18 protein-coding genes are annotated in these 23028 nt (G+C 55.5%); 3 read left to right on the forward strand and 15 right to left on the reverse strand.

The window, feature by feature from the left end; translation table 11 throughout:
• Positions 1-93: 93 nt before the first annotated feature.
• The 4 genes from D7Z26_RS20990 to D7Z26_RS21005 form a co-directional block, all read right to left on the reverse strand.
• Entirely contained in the window at positions 94-396 is a 303-nt protein-coding gene (locus tag D7Z26_RS20990) for a hypothetical protein (RefSeq protein ID WP_199731752.1), read from the reverse strand.
• A gap of 155 nt (positions 397-551) precedes the next feature.
• A complete protein-coding gene (locus tag D7Z26_RS20995; RefSeq protein ID WP_120978991.1) occupies positions 552-1436 on the reverse strand; it encodes an ROK family protein in 885 nt (294 codons plus the stop codon).
• Between the two features lie 51 nt (positions 1437-1487).
• Positions 1488-2882, reverse strand: coding sequence for a threonine synthase (gene thrC, locus D7Z26_RS21000; RefSeq protein WP_120978992.1), 1395 nt, complete (start codon positions 2880-2882; stop codon positions 1488-1490).
• 94 nt (positions 2883-2976) lie between these two features.
• Complete coding sequence (locus tag D7Z26_RS21005) at positions 2977-3915, reverse strand: TRM11 family SAM-dependent methyltransferase (protein ID WP_233567090.1); 939 nt, start codon at positions 3913-3915, stop codon at positions 2977-2979.
• A gap of 174 nt (positions 3916-4089) precedes the next feature.
• On the opposite strand from D7Z26_RS21005, the gene D7Z26_RS21010 reads away from it, so the two are divergent.
• Together D7Z26_RS21010 and D7Z26_RS21015 are read left to right on the forward strand one after the other, a co-directional pair.
• Positions 4090-4890 carry a PPK2 family polyphosphate kinase gene (locus D7Z26_RS21010; protein ID WP_120978994.1) on the forward strand — a complete coding sequence of 267 codons (801 nt, stop codon included), beginning with the start codon at positions 4090-4092 and terminating at the stop codon, positions 4888-4890.
• 3 nt (positions 4891-4893) lie between these two features.
• Positions 4894-5751 carry a sugar phosphate isomerase/epimerase family protein gene (locus D7Z26_RS21015; protein ID WP_120978995.1) on the forward strand — a complete coding sequence of 286 codons (858 nt, stop codon included), beginning with the start codon at positions 4894-4896 and terminating at the stop codon, positions 5749-5751.
• A 47-nt stretch (positions 5752-5798) separates the two neighbouring features.
• On the opposite strand, the gene D7Z26_RS21020 is transcribed toward D7Z26_RS21015, so the two are convergent.
• Positions 5799-6449 (reverse strand): hypothetical protein, encoded by a 651-nt coding sequence (locus tag D7Z26_RS21020; protein WP_120978996.1) that lies wholly within the window; start codon positions 6447-6449, stop codon positions 5799-5801.
• A gap of 622 nt (positions 6450-7071) precedes the next feature.
• On the opposite strand from D7Z26_RS21020, the gene D7Z26_RS21025 reads away from it, so the two are divergent.
• Positions 7072-8298, forward strand: coding sequence for an MFS transporter (locus D7Z26_RS21025; protein ID WP_120978997.1), 1227 nt, complete (start codon positions 7072-7074; stop codon positions 8296-8298).
• A gap of 11 nt (positions 8299-8309) precedes the next feature.
• Here the strand turns inward: D7Z26_RS21025 and D7Z26_RS21030 are convergent, their stop codons facing one another.
• The 10 genes from D7Z26_RS21030 to D7Z26_RS21075 all read right to left on the reverse strand — a co-directional run bounded on the left by D7Z26_RS21030 (position 8310) and on the right by D7Z26_RS21075 (position 23012).
• The gene (locus tag D7Z26_RS21030) at positions 8310-10403 is read right to left on the reverse strand and encodes a glycosyltransferase family 39 protein (RefSeq protein ID WP_120978998.1); all 2094 of its coding nucleotides are present in this window, start codon (positions 10401-10403) and stop codon (positions 8310-8312) included.
• Positions 10404-10577: 174 nt separating this feature from the next.
• Positions 10578-11828: an MDR family MFS transporter gene (locus tag D7Z26_RS21035; RefSeq protein WP_120978999.1), complete on the reverse strand. Its 1251-nt coding sequence runs from the start codon at positions 11826-11828 to the stop codon at positions 10578-10580.
• Positions 11829-12039: 211 nt separating this feature from the next.
• Positions 12040-12837: a hypothetical protein gene (locus tag D7Z26_RS21040; RefSeq protein ID WP_233567092.1), complete on the reverse strand. Its 798-nt coding sequence runs from the start codon at positions 12835-12837 to the stop codon at positions 12040-12042.
• 67 nt (positions 12838-12904) lie between these two features.
• Complete coding sequence (locus tag D7Z26_RS21045; RefSeq protein ID WP_120979000.1) at positions 12905-14149, reverse strand: MFS transporter; 1245 nt, start codon at positions 14147-14149, stop codon at positions 12905-12907.
• Between the two features lie 99 nt (positions 14150-14248).
• Positions 14249-15808, reverse strand: a complete 1560-nt coding sequence (gcvPB, locus tag D7Z26_RS21050) for an aminomethyl-transferring glycine dehydrogenase subunit GcvPB (RefSeq protein ID WP_120979124.1) — start codon at positions 15806-15808, stop codon at positions 14249-14251.
• Positions 15809-15839: 31 nt separating this feature from the next.
• Positions 15840-17237: an aminomethyl-transferring glycine dehydrogenase subunit GcvPA gene (gcvPA, locus tag D7Z26_RS21055; protein WP_120979001.1), complete on the reverse strand. Its 1398-nt coding sequence runs from the start codon at positions 17235-17237 to the stop codon at positions 15840-15842.
• Between the two features lie 27 nt (positions 17238-17264).
• The gene (locus D7Z26_RS21060; RefSeq protein ID WP_120979002.1) at positions 17265-18047 is read right to left on the reverse strand and encodes an SDR family NAD(P)-dependent oxidoreductase; all 783 of its coding nucleotides are present in this window, start codon (positions 18045-18047) and stop codon (positions 17265-17267) included.
• Positions 18040-21177, reverse strand: coding sequence for a beta-galactosidase subunit alpha (gene ebgA / locus D7Z26_RS21065; RefSeq protein WP_120979003.1), 3138 nt, complete (start codon positions 21175-21177; stop codon positions 18040-18042). The genes D7Z26_RS21060 and ebgA overlap by 8 nt, the downstream gene beginning before the upstream one ends.
• A 48-nt stretch (positions 21178-21225) precedes the next feature.
• Positions 21226-22038: a carbohydrate ABC transporter permease gene (locus D7Z26_RS21070; protein WP_120979004.1), complete on the reverse strand. Its 813-nt coding sequence runs from the start codon at positions 22036-22038 to the stop codon at positions 21226-21228.
• The gene (locus D7Z26_RS21075) at positions 22035-23012 is read right to left on the reverse strand and encodes a carbohydrate ABC transporter permease (RefSeq protein ID WP_120979005.1); all 978 of its coding nucleotides are present in this window, start codon (positions 23010-23012) and stop codon (positions 22035-22037) included. The genes D7Z26_RS21070 and D7Z26_RS21075 overlap by 4 nt, the downstream gene beginning before the upstream one ends.
• Positions 23013-23028: the final 16 nt, after the last annotated feature.

The raw sequence follows: 23028 nt of genomic DNA on the forward strand, positions 1-23028 counted from the left end.
TTATTTCCTCTAAGACTACTACCCGCCAAGGAAAAAAGAAAGACGGGAATGATAGCTTCCCGCCTCTCTCTGTCTTGCTTATGTTTTGCCGGCTTACTTGGTCGTTGCTTTCTTATCGTCCGATTTGGCCGCCGGTTTGGCTACGGGTTTCGTTGCTTTATGTTTTTTGTGTTTTTTGTGTTTCTTATGAACGGCAGGCTTCTTCGTTGGCTTCGCAGCCGGTTTCTTGTCTGTCGCGGCTTTCTTGTCTGTCGCGGCTTTGTCGTCCGCTTTCTTCGTCGTTGCTTGGGTCGTCGCTTTGGCGTCCTTCGTCGTTGCAGCGAACGCGCTTCCCGCCCCCGCGACGAGCAATGCCGTTACTACGAGCGCGATTAATACGTTTTTCAACCTGGTCATTCCATCCAGCTCCTTTTTTTATAGGCGTTTGTTACAAGTTCAATACTATCCGTCAAATGTGAGGGTTCTATCGTATAAATAAGAGAAAACAAAGAGAAAGAGAGCCGACCCTTAAGGGTCGGCTCTGACTATGTTGCTATGAATGATCGCACGACTTACAATGCATCGCGATAAGCTCTAAGCCCAAGCGCAAGCGAGCCGCACAGACCGGCATTGTCGCCGAGGCCGGGCGGAACGATGTAGCCGTCGATGCCCGCGGATTCGATGGCAGGGGAAGCTACATAGCCCTTCAGGTTGCGGCGAACCTGCTCGCGGATGAGCGGGAATAGCTGCGCTTGGTGCATGACGCCTCCGCCGAGGATAATCTTCTTCGGCGACAGGAGCAGGATCGCGCTCGCGAGCGCCTGTCCGATGTAGAAGGCTTCCATCTCCCAAGCCGGATGGTCGGGGCCGAGCTCGCTCCCCTTCACGCCCCATCGCGCTTCGATCGCCGGACCGGCGGCCATCCCCTCGAGGCAATCGCCATGGTACGGACATTTGCCCGCGTACGTATCGTCCGGATGACGGCGAGTCAGCACGTGGCCGCCTTCCGGATGCACGAGGCCGTGCACCATGTGACCTTCGGCGAATACGCCGACGCCTACTCCGGTGCCGAACGTATAGTACAAGCAGCTATCCAAACCGGCAGCCGCTCCCCATGTCGCTTCCCCGAGCGCCGCGGCGTTGACATCCGTATCCCAACCCATCGGTACGCCTAGGGCCGACTTCAAGGTCGACAATACCGGATAGTTCGCCCATCCCGGCTTAGGCGTCGTCGTAACATAACCGTACCGCGGGCTCGAACGGTCGATATCGATCGGTCCGAAGGAGCCAACTCCGATCGCCTGCGTTTGCTTATCCTTGAAATACTCTACGACTTGAGCCAGCGTCTTCTCCGGCTGCTCCGTCGGAAAGCTGATCCGGTCGAGCACCTCGCCTTTTTCATTGCCGACACCGCATACGAACTTCGTTCCCCCTGCTTCGACCGCTCCGATCAACATCTTCGTTCCCCCTGAAGATTTCCCGCAGACTTTAAGCCCGCAAGTGATATGTTAGACGAAAAAGCTTTCCAGCTGCTTCGCGATTTCCGCTTTCGCGTTGTCTACGACGACTTGGCGCTGCGGTTTGTCGAACAGCTCTTGAATGCGTTCCGGGAAACGCTGCTCGATGCCGAGCAACCGGATCGCCTCGTCGAACTTCGCCGGATGCGCGGTCGCAAGCGACACGAACGGTCCGTCTTCCTGTTGGCCCGCGCTCTCGTAAGCCGCGATTCCGCAAGCGGAATGCGGATCGAGCAAATAACCGTAACGGTCTTGATACGACCGGATCGTACTCAAGCATTCGTCGTTGCTTACGCCGTAAGCGGACAAGTCTTGCTGAATGCGAGCGACTTCCTCCGGCGAGAACGTAAGTTGCCCTTCCGCTTTGAATTGCTCCATTCGCGCGGTTACCGCCGCGGAGTCTTCGCCGAGGAAATAATACAGATAACGCTCGAAGTTGCTCGCCACTTGAATGTCCATGGACGGGCTGTGCGTCATGCGGAAGCCTTCCGGCTTGTACACGCCTTCGTTGATAAACCGTTCGAGAATGTTGTTCTCGTTCGTCGCCAGAACGAGCTGCTTGATCGGAACGCCCATCCGTTTCGCGAGGTAGCCTGAGAAAATGTTGCCGAAGTTACCCGTCGGAATGCTGAAGTTAACGCCGCCTGCCCGAATGTTCGCCGGAAGCTGCAGGTAAGCGTAGAAATAGTAGACCGATTGCGCCAGGATGCGCACGAAGTTAATGGAGTTAATCGCGCGCAAATGGTATTTGGACTTGAACGGGAGATCCGCGAACAGTTCCTTAATGATCCCTTGGCAATCGTCGAAATTGCCGTTCACCGCCAGATTAAGCACGTTGTCGTCCTGAACGGTCGTCATTTGCAGCTCTTGTACGCGGCTGACTTTGCCGTTCGGATGCAGGATGCAAATCCGAATGCCTTCTTTGCCGCTTACGCTGCTGATCGCCGAAGCGCCCGTATCTCCGGAAGTCGCGCCGAGAATGTTGATGATCTCGTTTCTTTGCTTCGCGACGTAGGCGTACAGGTTACCCATGAATTGCAAAGCCACGTCCTTGAACGCGAACGTAGGTCCATGGAATAGCTCCAATACGTGGAGCGAATCGTTTAACGTCGTTAAAGGCAGTACGTCCGGGCTAGTAAACCCGGCATAGCTGTCTTGAATGAGCCGCTTCAGATCGGCATCCGGAATCTCGCCGTTCGTATACAGGGAGAAAACTTCGAACATCAGATCCTGGAAGCTCAGCTTCGCCCAGCTTTCAAGCTGTTCCGCGTCCACGGCAGGAATCGTTTCGGGAACGATGAGGCCTCCGTCTTCGCCTAGCCCCATCAAGAACATATCGATAAAGCCGATCGGAGCGACTTTCCCTCTCGTGCTTATGAAATTCATCGCTGTTTCTCTCCTCGTCTCGCATATTTTTCTTTTCATCCATTGTGGACGAAACCTGAGGGAATTTCAATCCTTTACATCGCTAAAATGTCGCTTATTCGCACACGAGCACGGAGCGGACGAACTTGCCCTTATTGACCGTGCATCGATCCCGGATCGAGAACCCCGCCTCGGCGACGGCCGAATCTATATCCTCTACCGTAACGAAGACGACCCGCGACGCGACACGGCGGGCGCTTCCGAGCATCGCGAGTTTCTCGTCATCCGGCAATACGGAACACAGATTGTAAGGCATATCGATGATCGCGACGTCGTAACGGTCCCCGATCTCCCGCATGTCGCCCAGCGTAACCTTCGTCTCTCCGTAGCCGAAGTGAGTTAGATTCTCCCGCGCTCCGGTCGCCGCGAGCGGATTGATCTCCCGTCCGACGATGTCGATGCCCATCGATCGCGCTTCGACGAGCACCGTCCCGATGCCGCAGCACGGGTCGATCGCTCTAATGCCTTCGGCCCGGGGAACCGCGATGTTCACGACCGCCCTGGCTACTCTCGTGCTTAGCGCGGTCGAGTACTTGCGCGGCTTGTCGTTATGCGTCAGCCAGACGGCTTCGCCCATGGCGCATTCGCCGAACAACCACTTGCCGCCTGCCCGCGCGAAGCCGAAAGTCCGATCCGGCTTGCGCATTTCCGCGGTACCTCGCATGCACGACCCGATCTCCCGCTCCATTTTCCTCTTTTCATCGTAATCGAACTTCCCGTTTTCCCCAATCGCTTCGTTGTCGATCGCCAACACCTTGAAGGTCGCTCCCCCAAGCTCGATTCCAGCCGCTTGTTCCGCGATCTCGCGCAGGTTGACTCCCTCGAACATGACCTCGACCCTAAGCTTCAGGAACGGACTTCTGCCCGGATCTACGCGAACGGAGCTGAGCAGCAAGCCCCCGTCTCCCTCGTCCCCGAACAACGAACGCGATTCCAATCTGCGCAAGCCCTGTTCTTCTTCGCTGCTCGCGGTTACATAATAGTATAAGGACAATTGATGCTCCACCTTTGCACGGACTAACTCGTTCTTCCATTGTATCCCTTACCCTTGCCGATGACAAAAAACGAGAGGAATCGAACATATTAGGCGTTAGTAAAAGATGGAAGATTAGTCTAGTATAGAAACAAAGGGATTGGCGATTATTCTGAGCATGAGGAGAGGATTCGCATGTTGGACGATTACCGTCTGGACGAGAAGAAAAAAGTATCTCTGGAGGACTTCGATCCGGAGGATACGGCCGGTTTCGCGAGCAAGGAAGAAGTCGAGGAAAGCTTCGAGAAGCTGAAGGAACAGCTGCAGGACATTCAGGAGCGATTATTCGCGTCCAAAACAAACGGCGTTCTCGTGCTGTTCCAAGGAATGGATTGCAGCGGCAAGGACGGCGTCGTCAAGAAGGTTCTGTCCGGACTTAACCCGCAAGGCTTCCGTGCGGAAAGCTTTAAGCAGCCGACGAGCGACGAAACGGCGCACGACTTTTTATGGCGCGCCCATAAAGTGACGCCCGCCAAAGGTTATCTCGTCTCGTTCAACCGCTCCTATTACGAGGACGTGCTCATTACCCGCGTGCACGGACTCATCGACAAGGATATTGCCGCCACCCGACTGAAAAACATCCAGCATTTCGAGAAGATGCTCGTCGAGAACGGCACGGTGCTCATTAAGATCTTCCTCCATATTTCCCCGGAGTTTCAATTGAAGAAAATCAACGAGCGCATGGAAAATCCAGAGAAGCTGTGGAAATTCGACCCGAGCGATCTGGAGGAACGACGTTATTGGGATCAATATATAAAAGCCTACGAAGCGGCTTTCAAAGCGACGGCGACCAAAACGAACCCTTGGTACGTCGTCCCGGCGAACAACCGTTGGTTCCGCGATTACCTCGTGCTGAAGATCATCGTCTCTACGCTTAACAAACTTAAGCTGGAATATCCTCAAGTCGTTATCGACTCTATACCGAAAGAAGGCTGAACGATGTCTTATTTATCCTTTAGCACCTGGAGCCTGCACCGTATTCTCGGCCCTTTGCGTTGGACCGCGTGGGATTCGGAGAAGTCCGCCCACCAAACTCATATTCAAGATCAACCTCAATTACATACGTTGCTCGAATTGCCGGCGGAAGCCGCCAATCGCGGATACAAGGCGATCGAGGTATGCCATTTTCATTTTCCGAGCGTGGACTCCGTGTACCTGCTTGAGCTTAAAAAAGCATTCGCTGATGCCGGGGTTGCGTTCGACACGCTGCTGCTCGATTACGGAGATCTGACTTCGACGGACGAAGCGCGCGTAGAGGCCGACCTGGATTTGATGCGCCATTGGATCGACGTGGCCTCGCAGAGTGGAGCGAAACAAATCCGCATCGTGGCCGGCGAAGCGCCGGCTACGGACGAAAGGGCGATCTTGCGTTCGGCGGCTTCTTTAAGCGAATTGGTGGAATATGCTGCACCGCTCGGAGTAAGGGTAATTACGGAAAATTTCAAAGCGTTGACGTCTACCGGGGCGAGTTGCATGAAGCTGCTGGAGGCGAGCGCCGAGGCTTCGGGAGCAGGGGCAGGGGCTCAGGGCACGCTTCGAATGATTACGGACTTCGGTAACTTTAAAGGACCCGAGAAATACGAGGAAATCGCGATGACTACGCCGCATAGCGTCTCCGTTCACGTGAAGCCGATTTACGACGAAGAAGGAATTCCGGACGAACGCGAATTGGCACGTTGCCTCGAAGCCGTCCGCGATGTCGGTTACGACGGGGCATACGTGCTGATCTACGACGGTCCGGGCGATATGTGGGCCGGTCTGGAACGCGTGAAGGCGATCGTGGAACGGGAGCTGTAAGGTTTGTAAGTTGGGGTTGGGGCGGCCTATCCGTTTCAACCCCTGCGTTATTCGATGACGAGCTTGATCGCCGTGACGATTCCCGGATACGACGAAAGTACTAATCCTGTCGTCCATGCCGTAGCTTCCTTGCCGATAAGAGAATCGTCGAACGTCCGCGAGGTCTGTTTATCGCCGAAGAATACTTGAGCATCTTCCGTCAGGCCGACCCAATTCGCGACCGGATCGTCGGTGTTGCCGTTTTTCTGTTTCTCGTTGACGAGGAGGATTTGGTTGTTGGTCACGTCGATATCTTTGATGACGCCGGTAGCTCCGGGCACTCCCTCGCAACACTCCATGACGTTGACCGTCACCGGGAAACGTTCCCCTGCCAGCTTGTACAAACTTTCTTTATAGTCGGTAATCTCTTGCTCGGAAAGCTTGCGTTCGTAATCGCCGTAGCTGCGTACGGTCATCACGATCTCGTCCTTCCCGATGCCCGAGTACATGATCTCGATCGCATGCGTCTGCTTTAGCTCCGCGTAATGCTCGTTCAGCTTTTGCTGAACGGCTGCCAGCCCCGTTGCAGGTTCATCCGGCGGCTTGACGGACGCCGATGGCATTGGCGACGGTAATAGCGGCTCGGCGTTGCGTTCGGAAGCGCAGCCTGTTAAAGCAAGAACGATTAAACACGCGCATACAATCAGTTTCAGCTTCATAACTAAACCTCCACGGTAAATTCGATCTCCATAGGTTATAGGAAAATTTTAACATAGATGACTACCGTGTGGGGAAAAGGGTAGAGATTTATGGGAACATTGCTTTTCAGTACCACTCGCCTACGCTGTTACGATGTTTCATCGCATGAGGGACCAATTTCGCATATTTCACGGACTTTTCACCTTCCAAGCGACGCTCTTACGATGTTTTTCATCGCATGCCACTCGGTTTCGGAGAAATTGCGTGCTGTTACGATGTATTTCATCGCAAGAGAGATCAAATTCGGACTTTCCACCCTACTAGCGACGTTCTAACGATGTTTTTCATCGCATGCCACTCGGTTTCGGCGAAACTGCGTGCTGTTACGATGTTTTCCATCGCAAGAGAGATCAAATTCGGGCATTTTCCTCGTTTAGTCTCATTTGGCGAACGCGATTACCCTCTGGCTTTGTGCAAAATTTCTCATCTCGACCGCCGTCGTTTACGAATGACGGTTTTTCTGCTATACAGAGAGTAACGATTATGCGAAAGCGAGTGTATCCGTTGTAAAACATGGACGAATAACCGAACCCGCAACCTAACAAGCTTGTACGACACCAATGAAATAGGGGTTATTTCGCCATGCTCAAAAATGCTTTTAGATTTCTGTGGATCGGGCAATCGTTCGCGTCTTTGGCCGATACGCTCTATCTTGTCGCTCTCATTACTTTGCTCTACGATGCTACCGGCTCGGCCGCATATACGGCCATGATTCCGTTCCTGCGATGCTTCGCTAATCTCGTAAGCGGATTCCTCGCCCCGCTTGCGATGAAACGCTACTCCCTACGGAAGTTGCTCGTGTTCGCGCAGTTTAACCAAGCCGCGCTGCTATTGATTCTAGTTGCCGTCATGCTAGCTTACTCTTCGACCGTTCCGACCTGGATCATCCTCCTGTTCGTCTTGCTGCTCTCGTGGCTGGAAGCTTGGATCTTGCCCGCCAAGAACGCGATCGTCCCGTTACTCGTCGGCGAGGACGAGCTCGTAAAAGCGAACGGAACGCTCGCTTCGATCGACAATGGCGTCCGGATGGCCGCATGGTCGTTGGGTGCAACGTTGCTCGTCGCGGTGGGCGCGAAGAATATGATGTGGATTTCGTTCGCGTTGTTTACTTTATCCGCGATCGCGATGGTTTGCATCCGTACCCGCGAGACGGCAAAGCAGACCGCGGCTTCGCTAGAGCGTTCATCCGCATGGACGACGCTACGCGAAGGATGGATCGTGCTCTGGCGAGTGCCCGTGCTGAAAGCCGTCGCGGTGCTGGAAATCCTGGAGGGATTGGCCGGAGGAATATTCATCGGAGGCGTCATGCTCGTTTACGTAAAAGAATTGCTGCATCAGGGCGAGGAATGGTGGGGATTCATTAATGCCAGTTTCTTGCTCGGAACGATCGTCGGAGGCCTGGGAGGCATCGCCTTGTCGCGATGGGTGGACCGGAGGCTGGGGCATACGATCGTGTACGGATCCCTCGTATTCTCCGCGCTAACGTTCAGTTTCGCATGGATCCACATTCCGATCGCCGCGTTACTGCTCAACTTCCTGATGGGCCCGGCTTTCCAACTGCGCGATATCGCCCAACGTACTCTGTGCCAGAAATCCGTCGACCCCCGCATGCTGCCGCAAGTGTTTTCCGCCAAAGGCACGTTAATGTACGCGACCTTCGGCATATCCGCGGTGCTTATGGCCGGTCTGACCGATCTGCTGGGCGTGCAATCCGCGCTCACGACGGCCGCCCTGCTGTACGCGGGATGTACGGTATTCGCGATCGCTAAGAGAAAGTTATTCTTGAGCGCATCGCACCAAACGCAGTAAAAAAAGAAGCTCTACGAATGAACTTCGTAGAGCTTCATGTTATTCATGGAACCGAATCCGCCGCCGGTCGAAGATGAGGTTTGCCATTCATCCGAAGGGATTTCCGTGCCGTGTTCTTCGATCCATTGCGTCAGCCCCGAGCTTCCTCCCCGTTGCCCTCCGGGACCTCCGCCCATTCCCTCGCCCAGCAAGAAGTATTTTACTTTTCCGGAGCTTACCAATTCCTGAAGCGTCTCCGTCGTATACACCTGGTCGCCGCCGTTAAAGCCGTTCAGCGTAATGACTTTCTCGTTCTTGTCGATAATGTACGGTGCGGCCGTACCGTAATTTTCCGTCGCGAACAAGTAAGTTTCCCCGTTGTTATGCGCATGCAAGTATGCGATCAACTTCTCGTTCGCGGCGCCTTGCGCAGGCTCACCCACTCCGCCCCAGCCTCCGGCTCTAATGCCGCCGCCCATGCCTATGCCCATCCCCATGCCTCGGCCATCGGAAGCAATTCCGGCTTGCGGAAGCATGCTATTCTGCCCGTAAGCGATAGGGGTTAAAGCCCAATAGATCGGACCGATCAGCATAAGCGCGAGTCCGACGAACGCCGTCCATTGCACGCCGTTATTCCGACTCCATTGCCCAAGGACGAGCGCGATCGCAATGACGAACCCTCCGAATAGAACGCCCATCGACCAACCTTTGCCGATACTTAAGTCGTTCGGGTGAAGCACGTACCAAGCGAACGTCGTCGTCGCTACGATAGCGATCGGCAGCAACGAAGACTTCCACCCCGCCGAATCCCGGTACATCCTCCATAGTTCCGACCAGCCTCCCCCGACGAGCGCGGCGATAGGCGGAGCCAGCATAATCAAATAATAAGGATGGAAAAACCCGGCGATGCTGAAAAAGCCCATGACCGGCAATAGCCAAGCTAGCCAGAACAACGTTTCCTCGTGCTTGGCCGTGACTTTGCGCAGCGACATTCCCAATAGTAGCGCTAGCGCCCCGAACGCCGCGAACGGAATAAGCCAACTGGCCTGGCCGGAAAGCTCGGACTGGAATAACCGCAACGCCCCTTTCTGACCGGTACCGAACATGCCGCCTGAATTGGCGCCGCCGCCCGGGAAGCGGTTGTCCATGCCGGAGGGGAACGACCTAACGCCGCGGATTCCGCCGTCTTGCCGGTTGCCGTCTTGCGGAACTGCGGCGGAAGCATCCGGGGTAGAGGCGGTTGGCGCGGCGTTCTGTGCTTGGCCTCCGCCGCCGTCTCCAAACATTCCGCCTCTTCCGAATCCGCCACCACCGCCTCCCGGCCCATTTTCACCCGTTAGCCTGGATACCCCGTTATATCCGAGCGCAAGCTCCATGACGGAATTGTTCGTGCTGCTGCCGATATACGGCCGTTTGCTAGCCGGTACGGAATCGACGATCAGCGCCCACAACAAGGAGACGACCAGCAGGGTCGCCGTCGCTCCGGCGGCGACCGCCGCCTTCTTGCGCCATGGCATCCGGAACGCGATCGCGTACAAAAGATAAAAGGCGGGCAGCACCATGTAGGCTTGCATCATTTTCATGTTGAACGCGAGTCCGACGACCGCGAAAGCGCCAATGACGCTTGCTGCGCTGCCGGACCGAACGCCCTTCATGAGCAGCCAAGTCGCGATAAGCAAAGCGAACACCAGCATGCTGTCGATGTTGTTCGTACGGCCTACCGCCACCGCGATCGGCATCGTCGCCATCGCTACCGCGGCTATTCTAGCGGCTACAATGCCGAAAGAAGGCTTCATAAGCTTATAGATCAGCCATACGGAAAGGACGCCGCTGAGCGCTTGGGGGAGAATGACGCTCCAGCCGTGCAATCCGAATATTTTGGCGCTGAGTGCCTGAATCCAGAACGTAAGCGGCGGCTTATCTACCGTAACGGAGCCGGCCGAATCGAGCGAGACGAAGAAAAAATTGTGCCAGCTCTGCAGCATGCTGCCAACCGCAGTCGTGTAATAAGTGTTCGCGTATTTATCCGTCCAAATGTTATAGCCCTGCAAGAACGAGGACATTAACATCGTTAACAAGAGATAAAAATCCCATCTCCCCGTACTTTTCGGCACTTCATGGCTCATGCGTCTTCCACTCCTCTATATAGGTCAACCCTGTCTGCGTTCATTGTGATGCATTTTGCTGAAGCGTACATGAAGTCTGGCTGAATGTATTCTGAACGCGCTTGGCCAGATAGCGAAATGTTGATGTTGGGAGTGGATCGCCGAGGCGGAGGAGTAAAATAAAAACCCGTACCATTAAGGTACGGGCTGCGTCTGACTATTCATACGATAAGCGGAGGTTTGGCGTACTTTTTCCCCCACCCTGTAGAACGCTACCGCGAATAGCGCCACGACTGCCATGACTAGGAACAACACTGTTCCGTCATACCGGCTAAGCAACAGTCCACCGATCCAAGGACCGAGGAAATGTCCCAGATTGCTGAATGACTGCGCTCCGTAATAAGCGCCGCGCATGCCGTCGGGAGCGATTTTGTCCGTAAGCATGTTGCCTGCCGGATATGTGAGCATCTCTCCGAAAGTGAATACGATCATGGAGACGATAAACGCGATCCACCCGCCCGATAACGCAAACCCGACGTTGCCTAAAGCATAGAAGATAACGCCCACCGCAAGTACCGTAATCGGTGCGAACCTGTCCGCCCACTTCGTGAACGGGACCTGCAGGGCGACGACCGTAATCGCATTGACGCTCATCATGACGGCGAATAAAGCGACCCCGTCCGTGAATTTGCCTCCGACATACTGGGATAACGTGACCGTCATCTGCGAATACCCGATCGCCGTGACGATGCCTCCGAGCAAATAATAGCGAAGAACCAAGTCGCTCCGCACCACGTTCCATACGGATAAAAAAGTGTTGTTCCCCTTCTTCTCCCCCTCGATGCGCCGAATGCCGAATTTGTTGAGCAACAGGTACAAAGAGAAGGCATAGAAGAAGTACACGCATCCGGTGATGTAGAAGGGCAGCGAGCTGTCGAGAGCCGCGAACACCGCGCCTAGCAACGGGCCGACCGCAACGCCGATATTAATCGCCAAATAACGCAAGGAAAACACCTTAAACCGATTCTCTTTTTCCGTCAGATCGGCCATCAGGGCTTGAGATACGGGCTCGTAGAAGGAGCGGCATAATCCGTTCAACAAGCTTAGGAGGAAGAAAATCAGAGCGCTGTTCGCCATCGCGAAGCCCACGAACACCACTCCCCAACCGAAAAGGGCGCCGAGCAGGATTTTGCGTCTGCCGAATAGGTCGGATAGCGTGCCTCCGATGAAACCTCCCACCGTGCCCGCCAACGAACCGGCTCCGATAATGACGCCGATCATAACCGCGCTCAAATCCGTGTGCTTGGCCAAATAAATCGCGAGGAACGGCAAGCTCATGGACGAGGCCAACCTGGCGAGTATCGTTCCCAGCAGCAAGGAGTGGACGATCGGATGATAAGATTTGCCGAAAAGTAGAAGCTGCTTATACCATTTGCTGTTTCTCATGTAGCAACCTCCAACTATATTTTTGATTTTCTTGTTTCATCTAATGAAACTTTGTTTCATATTATGGAATATTATATTTCTCATCTTAACCCGATATCGTCGGTATTGCCAGAGCTTATTTTGGGAAAATGCTAGCCAAACGACAAAAAACGCATTCGTCCCCGATGATGGGGGAATGCGTCTCTTATCCCGGCATGAATCTCGTTCTCGTTCATCGGATTAATCGCAACATCTGAACAACCGGCCTTCCGTCGCCTTTTAATTTCATTTCGCGGCTGCGCAACTGCGAAGAGCCGTCACCGTCGAGGAAAATCCCGTTGACTAGCTTGCCATCTCCGATTTTCTCCACAATCGCTTCGCGAAAATCGGCCAAGCTGCCTCTCGTCGTGCTGACGATGAGGTACAAGTCGCCAACCGAATCATACACGGCCGCGGAACGAAGCCGGTCCTCGTAAGGATACGGAGCGTTCTCGGCCACGATCCGATCCAGCCAAGCGGTATCGTCGTCCAAGCTCATGCTGATACCGCCTTGCGCCCAATAACGTGAACGATCCGACACCTGAAGCTCCTCGGCTTTGCCTGCCACTTGAACGCTCAACCTGTCCAGAGCACCGTCCCAGACGAGCGTGCCTCTCGCATACTTCGCGTTCGCCGCGCCCGTGCCGTAGGTTACCCGTTCCGTGTTGACGGGCGAATCGTTCACGACGGCGATGCTGAGCAGCGCGTCTTGATAGAAGAAGCCGCCGTTCACTCCATAGAACGGAGCGATCGTGACATTGTTATAAATCGATTCCAACGTGATGTTAGAGGGACGAGTTCGTACGTAATGTAGCTCCATTCGATTGGAAGCCACGACCTTGCCGTACGCATAATCGTGCGGCATGTTTAACTCTTCGTCTTTGGGGGCTTTCTCGTAACGGGCCAAGTTGACGATCGTCACGATGAGGCAAACGATTAGCAGAAGCAGCATTAAGCTAATCCACAATCTAACTCTAGTTATTTTCTCCATATCGTGGCAACCTCGTATCGCGATTCTCTTCTCTCCATCTTGAGTATAGTGAATAATCGCGTTAAGGTCACTCTCGAATACGGGAATCGTTCGAGCGGGATCCGGCCGAGAGACGAGGTCTTACCCAAAGAGAGTAAAAAACGAAAGCAAGCGACAGCGCGATCGCGGTCAACAAGAAGGGCGTCCGATAGTCGCGTCCGGCCAGAAGCCTCCCCGCAAGCAGCGTCGCCCCGGAGGATCCGACGCTTCGGAAAACCGAACGCATCCCCGCGAACAAATCCCTTTCCCGGTCCTCGAACGTCGACATCAATTGGCTATCGGCCAGATTGGACAGCATCGTCGTCCCTCCCCCGCGCATCAGGAACAAGAAGAGAAAAATCGTCGTCGGAAACTGACAGTAAAGTAGTCCGAAAAACAAAACGTTCCCGATAAACGCGAACGTCAGGGAAGCGCTCTGTCCGAATCGCTCGGAGACGTAGGGCGTAAGCAACGAGCAGAAAAACAGAATTAATCCGTTGGCCGCGAGGAGCAGCGACATTTTGTCGTCCGTCCAATCCAGCCTAAACTTGACGATGACGTTCAGGAACGATCCGGTTAACGCGAACGCACCGCCAAGCAAGGCTAGGAACGAGGAAAACAGCCAGATCGTTTTTCCCGGTAGCTTCCCCTTCAGCTTGAGCCTCTCCGTTTTACGTAAATTCGCTTTTTCAGAGGAAGTTCTCTTCTCGGAAGGTAGCCACAACCCCCGGATCGTTCCCAGAACCAATAGAACGAGACAAGCTAGCAGCAATTGATTCCGGTAGCCCCCTCCCGTTGCCATGACAACCGATATGTTCCCTGCCGCCAACGTCCCCGCCCCGGCAAACGCCGTAAATACGGCGAACATGAGCGAATAAGCTCTCGTCTCGTCTTGGCGCGACGAACAGTAATGAAACAGCAACTGGGTTTCCGTCGTTTCGACCAAAGTAAGGCCGACCGAGACGAGGGTTTGCGCCGCGAAAAAACCAAGCAGATTCCCGCTCGAGGCATAGAACGCATTGCCGGCCGCGATGAACAAAATTCCCGCGACCAATAGCCGCTTCCGTCCCATTCTTCGCGCCAGCAGCGAGACGGGAATCGCCGAGACTCCCATGATCAGAATGCCTACGGAAGCCAGCGTTCCGATCTCGTTCTCCCGTAACCCTTGGGACAGCAGATGCAAGTTGAGGACAAGCGCATACATGCCGATTCCGATTCCGTACAACGCTTCGGTCATGAGGAACCGGCGCACGCCGACCGGCAAGCGAAGCAAGTCGAGCAAATAAGCGGTCATCCGAATCCGTCACTCCTTTTCATGCTTCCAACGCTTCAAGGCTTCCTACAAATGCGAAAGGCTCCTCGCGGAGCCTTCCGATTGGCGATGTCGCCTTATTCAATTCGGTTGGGTTTTCTTCAAGTAGGATCGCCAAGTGATGCACCACGTCTTCGGATCGTCCAAGGACGACTCGTCGTTCCGATGCACGGTGCTGTTGTGCGGAGCGGATTTGACGATGTCCGGATTCGTGTAAGCTTCGTTTGAAATATGCTCCAAAGCTTGGATATACTCGTCCAAGTCCTCCTTGGAGTACGATTCCGTCGGCTCCAACGTAAACGGCTGAGGTACGATGTAAGGATGATGCGACGTCCAATAGTGAAGCCCGAAATCGCACATCCGGCGCGTAATATCCTCCGTCGTCACTCCCGTTTCCTCCGTAAGCCGCTGCCAGCTGTAACGGACCTGTTCGAGTCGCCGTCCTTTGATATACGGCGCGCTCGCCCCGCGAATCCGCAATATTTTGTGATACAAATAGTTATTGTTCAGCACCGCGATGCGTGCGACGTCCTTCAGCCCTTCCGCGCCCAGGCTCATGATCCAAGCGTAAGAGCGAAGCACCGTCTGCGCGACGCCGTAGAAGCTGCGGACTTTGCCGATGCTTTCGTGCGGTTGACCTTGGAGCTCGTATCGGCTGCCATCGAACGTCACGAGCGGACCCGGCAAGAAACGCTTGAACGGTTCCGCCACGCCGAGCGCTCCGGTCGCCGGACCGCCGCACATGTGCGGCGCCGCGAACGTCTTATGCAGGTTAAAGAAGCACATATCGAAGCCCGCTTCCTTCGCCCGGGTAATGCCGAGCAGGCCGTTGGCGTTCGCTTGGTCGTAATAGCAGACGCCTCCCGCCGCGTGAACGACGTCCGTGAACTCTCTGATCCGGGGATTGTAGATTCCCGTGTCCTCCGGATTCGCGACGACGAAACCGGCCGTGCGCGGGGATACCGCCTGTTTCAGCTTCTCCAGATCCGGGAAGCCGTCCTCGTCCGGATGCAGCGTGATAATCTTGTACCCTTTGACCGCCGCCGTCGCCGCTTGGGAAGGGTGGGAGAAAATCGTCGTGATGATCTCGTCCCGTTGATCGCCCTCTCCCCGCGAATCGTGATAAGCGCGTACGATCGAAGCCATCGCGAGCAGCGCTTGCGTGCCGCTGCTCGGTTGGAACGTGAAGGCGTCCATGCCGGATATCTCGCGCATTGCCAGATCCAGCTTGTGGAAAATTTCCAGCATGCCTTGGACCGTGCCCGTATCCTGCAATGGATGAAGCTCCATCATATGCGGTGTCCGGATGAGCATCTCGTTAATGCGCGGAATGTATTTCATCGTGCACGTCCCTTGCCCGATCTCCACGTTCAAGTCGGAGCCGAGCGTTTCTTGGGACAACCGCAAGTAATGCCGCAGAACTTTCGCTTGGCCGATCTCCGGCAGCTTGGGCGCTTCCGCTCGCCTCATGGACGCCGGGATCAAGCTCTCGCTTTCTCCCACCGCGCCCGCAATGCCCGCTTCCGTCCGAGGCGGAATAACGCCTCGCTCGCCCGGCCTGTGAAGCTCGAATACGACGGGTTCGTCCCACTTCGCTTGATGGAAGTTCCGCACCTTATGGTCCCTGCGGATACGCTTCATAGGAGTCGATTGTTTCGGCTTGTTCGAATCGTTATGCACGGACGATCCCCTCCATCTCTGCCGCAAGCCGGTCCAGGTCCGCTTGGGAATGAATTTCCGTTACGCAATACAGGGCGCATTGTCCCCATTCGGGATAACTTGCGGACAAATCCTTGCCTCCGAATATGCCGGCGTCCAGCAGCTTCGCGTTAATGTCCGCGACCGTCAGTCCCGTGCCGTTGAAGTCGACGACGAATTCCTTGAAGAAATCCGACTCGGGGAATCGCAAGGATACGCCCGGGATCGCCGCAAGCTTCTTCGCCGCGTAACGCGATTTCTGCATAATCGTCCCGCCCAGCTCGTGCATGCCATGCGGGCCCATTAAGGACAAGTACACGCCTGCCGTTATGCCCCATAGGGCGGTCTGGGTTCCGACCGACTCCTTCCCCTTCTCGCGAAGGGCGAAAGACGTACGTTCGTAAGCGACGTCGCCGAAGCCGTATTCGCCCTCGACTTCGGTCGGCACGATGCCGAACAAGCGGGACGGGTATTCCATGACGAACGTCTCGTCGTCGTGCGTCGCGATAAAGCCGGCTTGCCCGCCGCCGTAGTTCATGTGCATCCCGAGCGGCTGCAGATCCCCGCACACGATGTCCGCGCCGTAGCGGCTAGGCGGTTCCAATACTCCCAGCGAGATCGGATCGACTCCGACGATCGAGATGGCTTGGACGGAATGCGCCAGCTCGGAAATTTCGTTCCCGCGGTCTTCGATCATGCCGAGATAACTCGGCACCTCGAAATAGACGGCGGCAATATCGTCGGACAACTTAGCGCGCAGATCGGCCAAATCCATTTTACCGGTACGAGCATCGATCTCGACAAAACGAAGCTCCATGACCGGCGTGCAATAGTTATGAATGATCATCGCTTTATCGGGATCGACGGACTTCGGCAGTAACGCCACCGAACGGCCCGTAATGCGACCCGCCATCCGAATCGCCGTCGACGCGGCTTGCGCCCAATCGAAGGTCGGAACGTTAACGACGTCCATGTCGACCAGCTCGGCGACGAGGCTTTGGTATTCGAATAACGTCTGGAAGCGGCCATGATCTTCATAAGGTTCGCCCGCGTATGCGGTCACGAATTCAGAACGTTGATTAATCTCGTCGCAGATGGCGGGAATGAAGTGCTGCCAGCAGCCTGCGCCGAGGAAGTTAACGTAAGCTCCCGCATGCAGATTCCGGGCCAATAACCCTTCGACATGCCGACGAAGCTCGTATTCATCCATCGCGGCGGGGAGATTCATCTCCCGGTTCAGCTTCAGGCTATCCGGAATCGCGTCGTGAAGCTGCTCGACCGATTCGAGGCCGATTTCTTCCAGCATCGCTTGCCGAACCTCGGGAACCGTGTTCGGTATATAAGGATGGGCATAAGTTCTGTTCTCGGACATGGTAACGCCTCCGTTCCTCTAATCTCGTTAAGCAATGCCTCCGCCGTCGACGACGAGCACGCTGCCCGTTACCCATGACGACAAGTCGCTGGCCAGGAACAGCACCGCGTTCGCGATATCGCGCGGAGTCCCCAGTCGCTCCAACGGACGTCCGCTTGCGGAAGCGACGAGGAACGCCGCCTCGTCCTGCTTCAACTGCTTGGCTTCGTCGCGCAATAGCGGCGTGTCCGTGTCGCCCGGCGACACGCAATTCACGCGAATGTTTATCTTGCCGTGATCGATCGCCATCGCTTTGGTCAAATTCACGACGCCGGCTTTGGCCGCGCAATAGGCCGCCGCCCGATCGCCGCCTTTCAATCCCCAACCGGAGCCGGAGTTAATGATGCTTCCCCCTCCGCCTTGTTCCATGATCGGAATCACGTATTTGGACAGCATGTATACCCCTTTGAGAGTAACGTTCAGAACGAGATCCCAATCGCTCTCCTCCAACTCTACGACCGTCTGGCGACGGATGATTCCCGCGTTGTTGAATAGAATGTCGATCCGTCCGCATAACGCATGGATAGCGGCGGCAACGTGTTTGCAATCCGAAGACGAAGAGACGTCGCAGCGATAGAAGTCCGCCTTGCCGCCGTTTTCCCGGATTCGGGATACGGCTTGTTCTCCCAAGGTTTCGTTAATATCCAGCATAATGGCATGCGCTCCGAACGAAGCCAACAACTCCGCCGTAGCAAGGCCGATCCCGGAAGCTCCCCCGGTGACGACCGCTACTTTGCCGTTCAAATTCAACACATCAAACGAATTAAGCATCGCTAGTTCCTCCTCGTGTGCTGATTTGTTCCGCTTCAACTGCCAACCGGCGGCTCAATTTCTCCGGTGCCGAGTCTCCTGCCATAAAGGGCGTCATAAGAATACGGAATCGGAACTCCTCCGATGCGACCGCGTATGCCGGCAATTGCGCCGGTCCGCAGCTGTTGCTGCCCAAGCCGTTCTGACGGTAGTCCAGATTCAGCGTGACGAACTCTCTCGGAACGAGATCGCTCATATGCTTCGCCGTTTCCAGGTCGCGATCCGTATGTCTGCCGGCGCTGAATTCGAGCGTCGGCGAGCCTGCGGCCAGCAACCCGAGCCCGGATTCGTCCGTCATGGATACCCAGCGAACGTCGGTGCGGTTGCCGTTCTCCTGCGGATAGACGTAGGGAGTGAACAGCCCGTCGACGGAATTGACGTACACGCCGAACCGGCTAGCCTGCTTGCTGTCGGAATAGTTTTCTCCCGGACCTCGGCCGTACCATACGACCCGGTCCATATCTCCGGGCAATTCCATCTGCAACCCGATCTTCGGCAGCATCGCCGGCGGCTTGCCTTCCGGAACGCCGTGGACATCGATGACGATCAACCCGGATCCGGTGACGGTATAGGATGTCTCGCAACGGAAGCCCCAATCGTAAACCGGAGGAGCAACGCGCGACGTCCAGCTTGCCCGGACCGTCCCTTCGTCCAAGCGGCTCCAACGGAAATCGTCGATTCGCTCCGCGAGCTTGTCGAGATGAGCTTTGCGCCAGTCGGCCACGACGTACATGTCGTTGTCGATCGGCGCGCGCCAGAAGTTCAGCTTTGGGCCTGCGCTCAACAGCGACTTGCCGTTCATTCGCAGAGAGGCGATTCCCGCCCGCGATCGGTTGAAGGTCGCTTGAAACTCATCGTTGGAAACTAGCAACTGTCCATCGACTTCCGCGCTATTCAAACGTTTCCCGCTGACCCGTGCCCGTTCTTTCGACGCCAAGCCCAACCGTTCCGTTACGACCGGCAAAGCAAATTGAGCCCATGCTACCTCGTGTCCCTGCTCCGCCCAAGCGTGATCCGCCGCAAGCGAGAACGAGAGATTCAACCAGCGTTCCGGCGAATCGGAAGACTTGACATCCCCCGCTGCGTCAAACGAAACCTCTAACTCTGCATATTCCCCGGCAGCGATCGTAGGCAACGCCAGAACGCCGCTTCTAACAGGACGGCCGTCTTCCGTCACGCTCCATGTCGCGCGCAAGTGATCCAATGTGGCAAAATCGTAGCGGTTGACGACTTTCACTCGGCCTCCGCCGAGATGCTCGACCCGGACCGGCTCGATGATTTTCTTGTACTCGATCAGTCCCGGAGACGGCGTGCGATCCGGTCTCACGAGCCCGTCAATGACGAAGTTGCCGTTGTTCGGCTCGTCGCCGTAATCTCCGCCGTATGCGTAGTCGGAGCGGCCGTCCGCGCCCTTCGTCCGAAGGCCGTGATCGATCCATTCCCAGACGAAGCCGCCCTGCAAACGCCTGTAGGCGTCGAACGTATCGAAATATTCTTTCAACCCGCCGGGTCCGTTCCCCATGGCATGGGCGAATTCGCAAAGGATATGCGGCTTGGGATGATCCTCCATCCGGCCGAAGCCCTCCATCTTCTCGACGGAGGAATACATCGTGCTCACGACGTCGCACACTTCCGCTTCGCGGTCTTCCTCATAATGGATCAACCGCGTAGGGTCGGCTTGCCGGCACCATTCCGCCATCGCCCGGAAGTTGCAGCCGAAGCCGGACTCGTTGCCGAGCGACCAGAAAATGACGGACGGATGGTTCTTGTCCCGCTCCACCATTCGGCGCATGCGGTCGACGTACGCTTCCTTCCATGCGGGATCGTCGCTTAAGCGCGAGATATTGCCCAGAAGCTCGAAGCCGTGCGTTTCCAAATCCGTTTCTTCCATCACGTACAAACCGTACTCGTCGCATAGCTCGTAGAACCTTGGGTCGTTCGGGTAATGCGCGGTTCTTACCGCGTTGATGTTATGCCGCTTCATCATCAGAATATCTTCGGTCATCGCGGCCAGCGACACCGTCCGTCCCGTGTCGGGATGATGGTCGTGCCGGTTGACGCCCTTCAGCAAAATCGCTTTGCCGTTCACGAGGAATTGGCCGTCCTTCACTTCGACGCTTCGGAATCCGACGCGCTGCGCCACCGATTCGATCGTAAGCCCGTCTTGATCTAATAAACATAACGTCAGATGGTACAAGCGAGGCGATTCCGCGCTCCACAATGCGGGGGCGTCTACGGAAACCGCGAACTCCGCCAACGATCCTTCATTTGCACGCTCCGTCGTCTCGGCGATGCAGACTCCTTCCGCATCGAGCAGCCGGAGCCTTACCCGAGCTCCTACCTGCGCCGCCTCACCTTCCAGCTCAACCCGAACGGAAAGCACGGCGTTGCGGTAACTCTCGTCCAATTCCGTAACGACTCTGTAATCGGCGATGCGAACTGCGGACGGCTCCGCGATGAGATACACGTCCCGGAAAATGCCGCTCATCCACCACATGTCCTGGTCTTCCAAATAACTGCCGTCCGACCATTGATACACGCGAACGGCCATCCGGTTAATGCCTTTAACGATAAACGGCGTTAAATCGAATTCGGAGGTCAGCCGGCTTCCTTGGCTATAACCGACGAAGCTTCCGTTCACCCACAAATGGAACGCGCTATCCACTCCGTCGAATTTGACGGAAACGACTCTTTCGTCCCAAGTATCCGGCAATTCGAACTCCCGAACGTAACTGCCGGTCGGATTATCGTTAGGAACCCGCGGCGGATCGACGGGGAACGGGTAGTACAAATCCGTATAATGAGGATTGCCGTAGCCCTGTAGCTGCCAATGCCCCGGAACCTTGACGTCGTCCCACCCGGACGTCGCGTAGTCGTTCTCGTAAAACCGTTCCGGAGCCCGGTCAGGCCCTTCCGAGTAATGAAACTTCCAAATTCCGTTCAAGGATTTAAACCAAGGGGAGCTCCCCCGGTCATAGCTTAACGCCTCCGAACGATCGGAGAACGGGACGAAGTAAGCTCGGCTTCTCGCCCGGTTGCGCTCCAGCACCTCGAGGTTATCCCAATCACGCTCTATTTTGCCGCTGCGCATCGTTTCTCTCTCCTCTCGAATCTCTCTCTATTTTTCGCGATACCGAACCTATCCCTTAATTCCCGTACCCGCGATTCCCCCGACGATAAAACGCTGTGCGAAGAAGAAGACGGCCAAAGGAGGAATCGAGATCAAGACGGTGATCGCCATGATCGATTGCATATCTACGCCGTACATGCCTTTGAATTGCGACAAGCCGAGCGTTAGCGTGTATTTCATCTGGTCGTTCAGGAAAATGAGCGGTCCCAAGTAGTCGTTCCAGCAGTTCATCATCTGGAATACGGCTACGAGTATAAGCGAGGGTCCCATGAGAGGGACGATGATTCTCGCGAAAATGCCCATTTTGCTGGCTCCGTCGATCGTAGCCGCCTCGTCCAGCTCGCGGGGGATCGTCAGAATGAATTGCCTCAGCAAAAAGATAAAGTAAGCCGACCCGAACCATGACGGAACGATGAGCGGTTTGAGCGTATTGATCCAGCCGAGATAGTTGAACTCCATGTATTGGGGAATCATCGTGACTTCCCATGGAATCATCATCGTCGCCAGCACGACAAGGAACAGAAAGTCCCTTCCTTTGAACGCGAACCTCGCGAAGCCGTAGGCGACCAGAGCGCACGAGATCAGTTGGCCCAACGTGGACATCAACGTTACGACGACCGTGTTTCGCAGAAAGACGTTAAAAGGTTGAACCGTCCACGCCTCGGCGAAGTTGCTGAATTTCCAAACGGAAGGAATCCACTTCGGCGGAAACAGGTACAGCTCCGTCTGCGATTTCAGCGCCGTCGTGACCGCCCAGAACAGCGGGGCGATGAATAGAAGCGAGCAGAAAACCAACAGCGCGTACACGAACGGCTTTCTCATCCCGATCGCCTCCTAGCGTTCCGTTTCGGCTTGCGCTTCATTTCTCCCTCGTAGAACACCCAGGCCTCGGACGATTTGAATACGAGGAACGAAAGCCCGAGCACGATCAGGAACATAAACCATGCGTTCGCCGCGGAATAACCCATCCTGAAATACTTGAACGCGTTCTCGTACATGTACATCGCATAGAAATAGGTCGATTTCATCGGGCCGCCCCCGGTCAGCACGAGCGCCAAGGTCAGCTGTTGAAACGCCGCGATTATCGAAGTGATGAGGTTGAACAGGATCGTCGGACTGAGCATCGGAACCGTGATGCTGACGAACCGCCTAAGCGTGCCCGCGCCGTCGATCGAAGCCGATTCGTACAAGTCTTTGGGGATGCCCTTCAGTCCCGCCAGGAAAATCAGCATCATCGCGCCCTGTCCCCACAAGCTTGCAAGCACCATGGCGACCAAGGACCAGCGTGTATCGTTCAGCCAATCGGGGCCTTGTACCCCGACCAAGGAAAGGAAAAAGTTCAGAATACCGTATTCGCCGCTGTAAACCCATGACCAGATCATCGCCAGCGCGACTCCCGATATGACGGAAGGCAAGTAAAACGCCGTCCGGAAAAAGGCGTTGCCCCTGGTGCTCTGGTTCAGCAGGATGGCGAGTCCCATGGCCACGATAATATTGAGCGGAACGAAAATCGCCGCGAACTTAAGCGTAATTCCGAAAGACTTCCAGAACAGCGGATCTTGCGTGAACATTTCGGTGTAGTTGCCGAAACCTATAAAATGAACCTGGCCGACGATCGGCCAATCGAACAGGGAGATGACGAGAGAAAACAACAACGGTCCTAAAGTGAAAACAAGGAATCCGACGATCCAGGGGAAAATGAAGAGGTAGGGCGTTACCCTACCCCTTCCGCGTTTCCTTGCAGGCTTGAGGCTGGCCGCGCTTTCCCCCGCTTGGCGCGGGTATGTGTTAGCCATCTCTCTACCTTCTTTC

The sequence above is a fragment of the Cohnella endophytica genome (assembly GCF_003628305.1).
Taxonomy (GTDB): domain Bacteria; phylum Bacillota; class Bacilli; order Paenibacillales; family Paenibacillaceae; genus Cohnella; species Cohnella endophytica.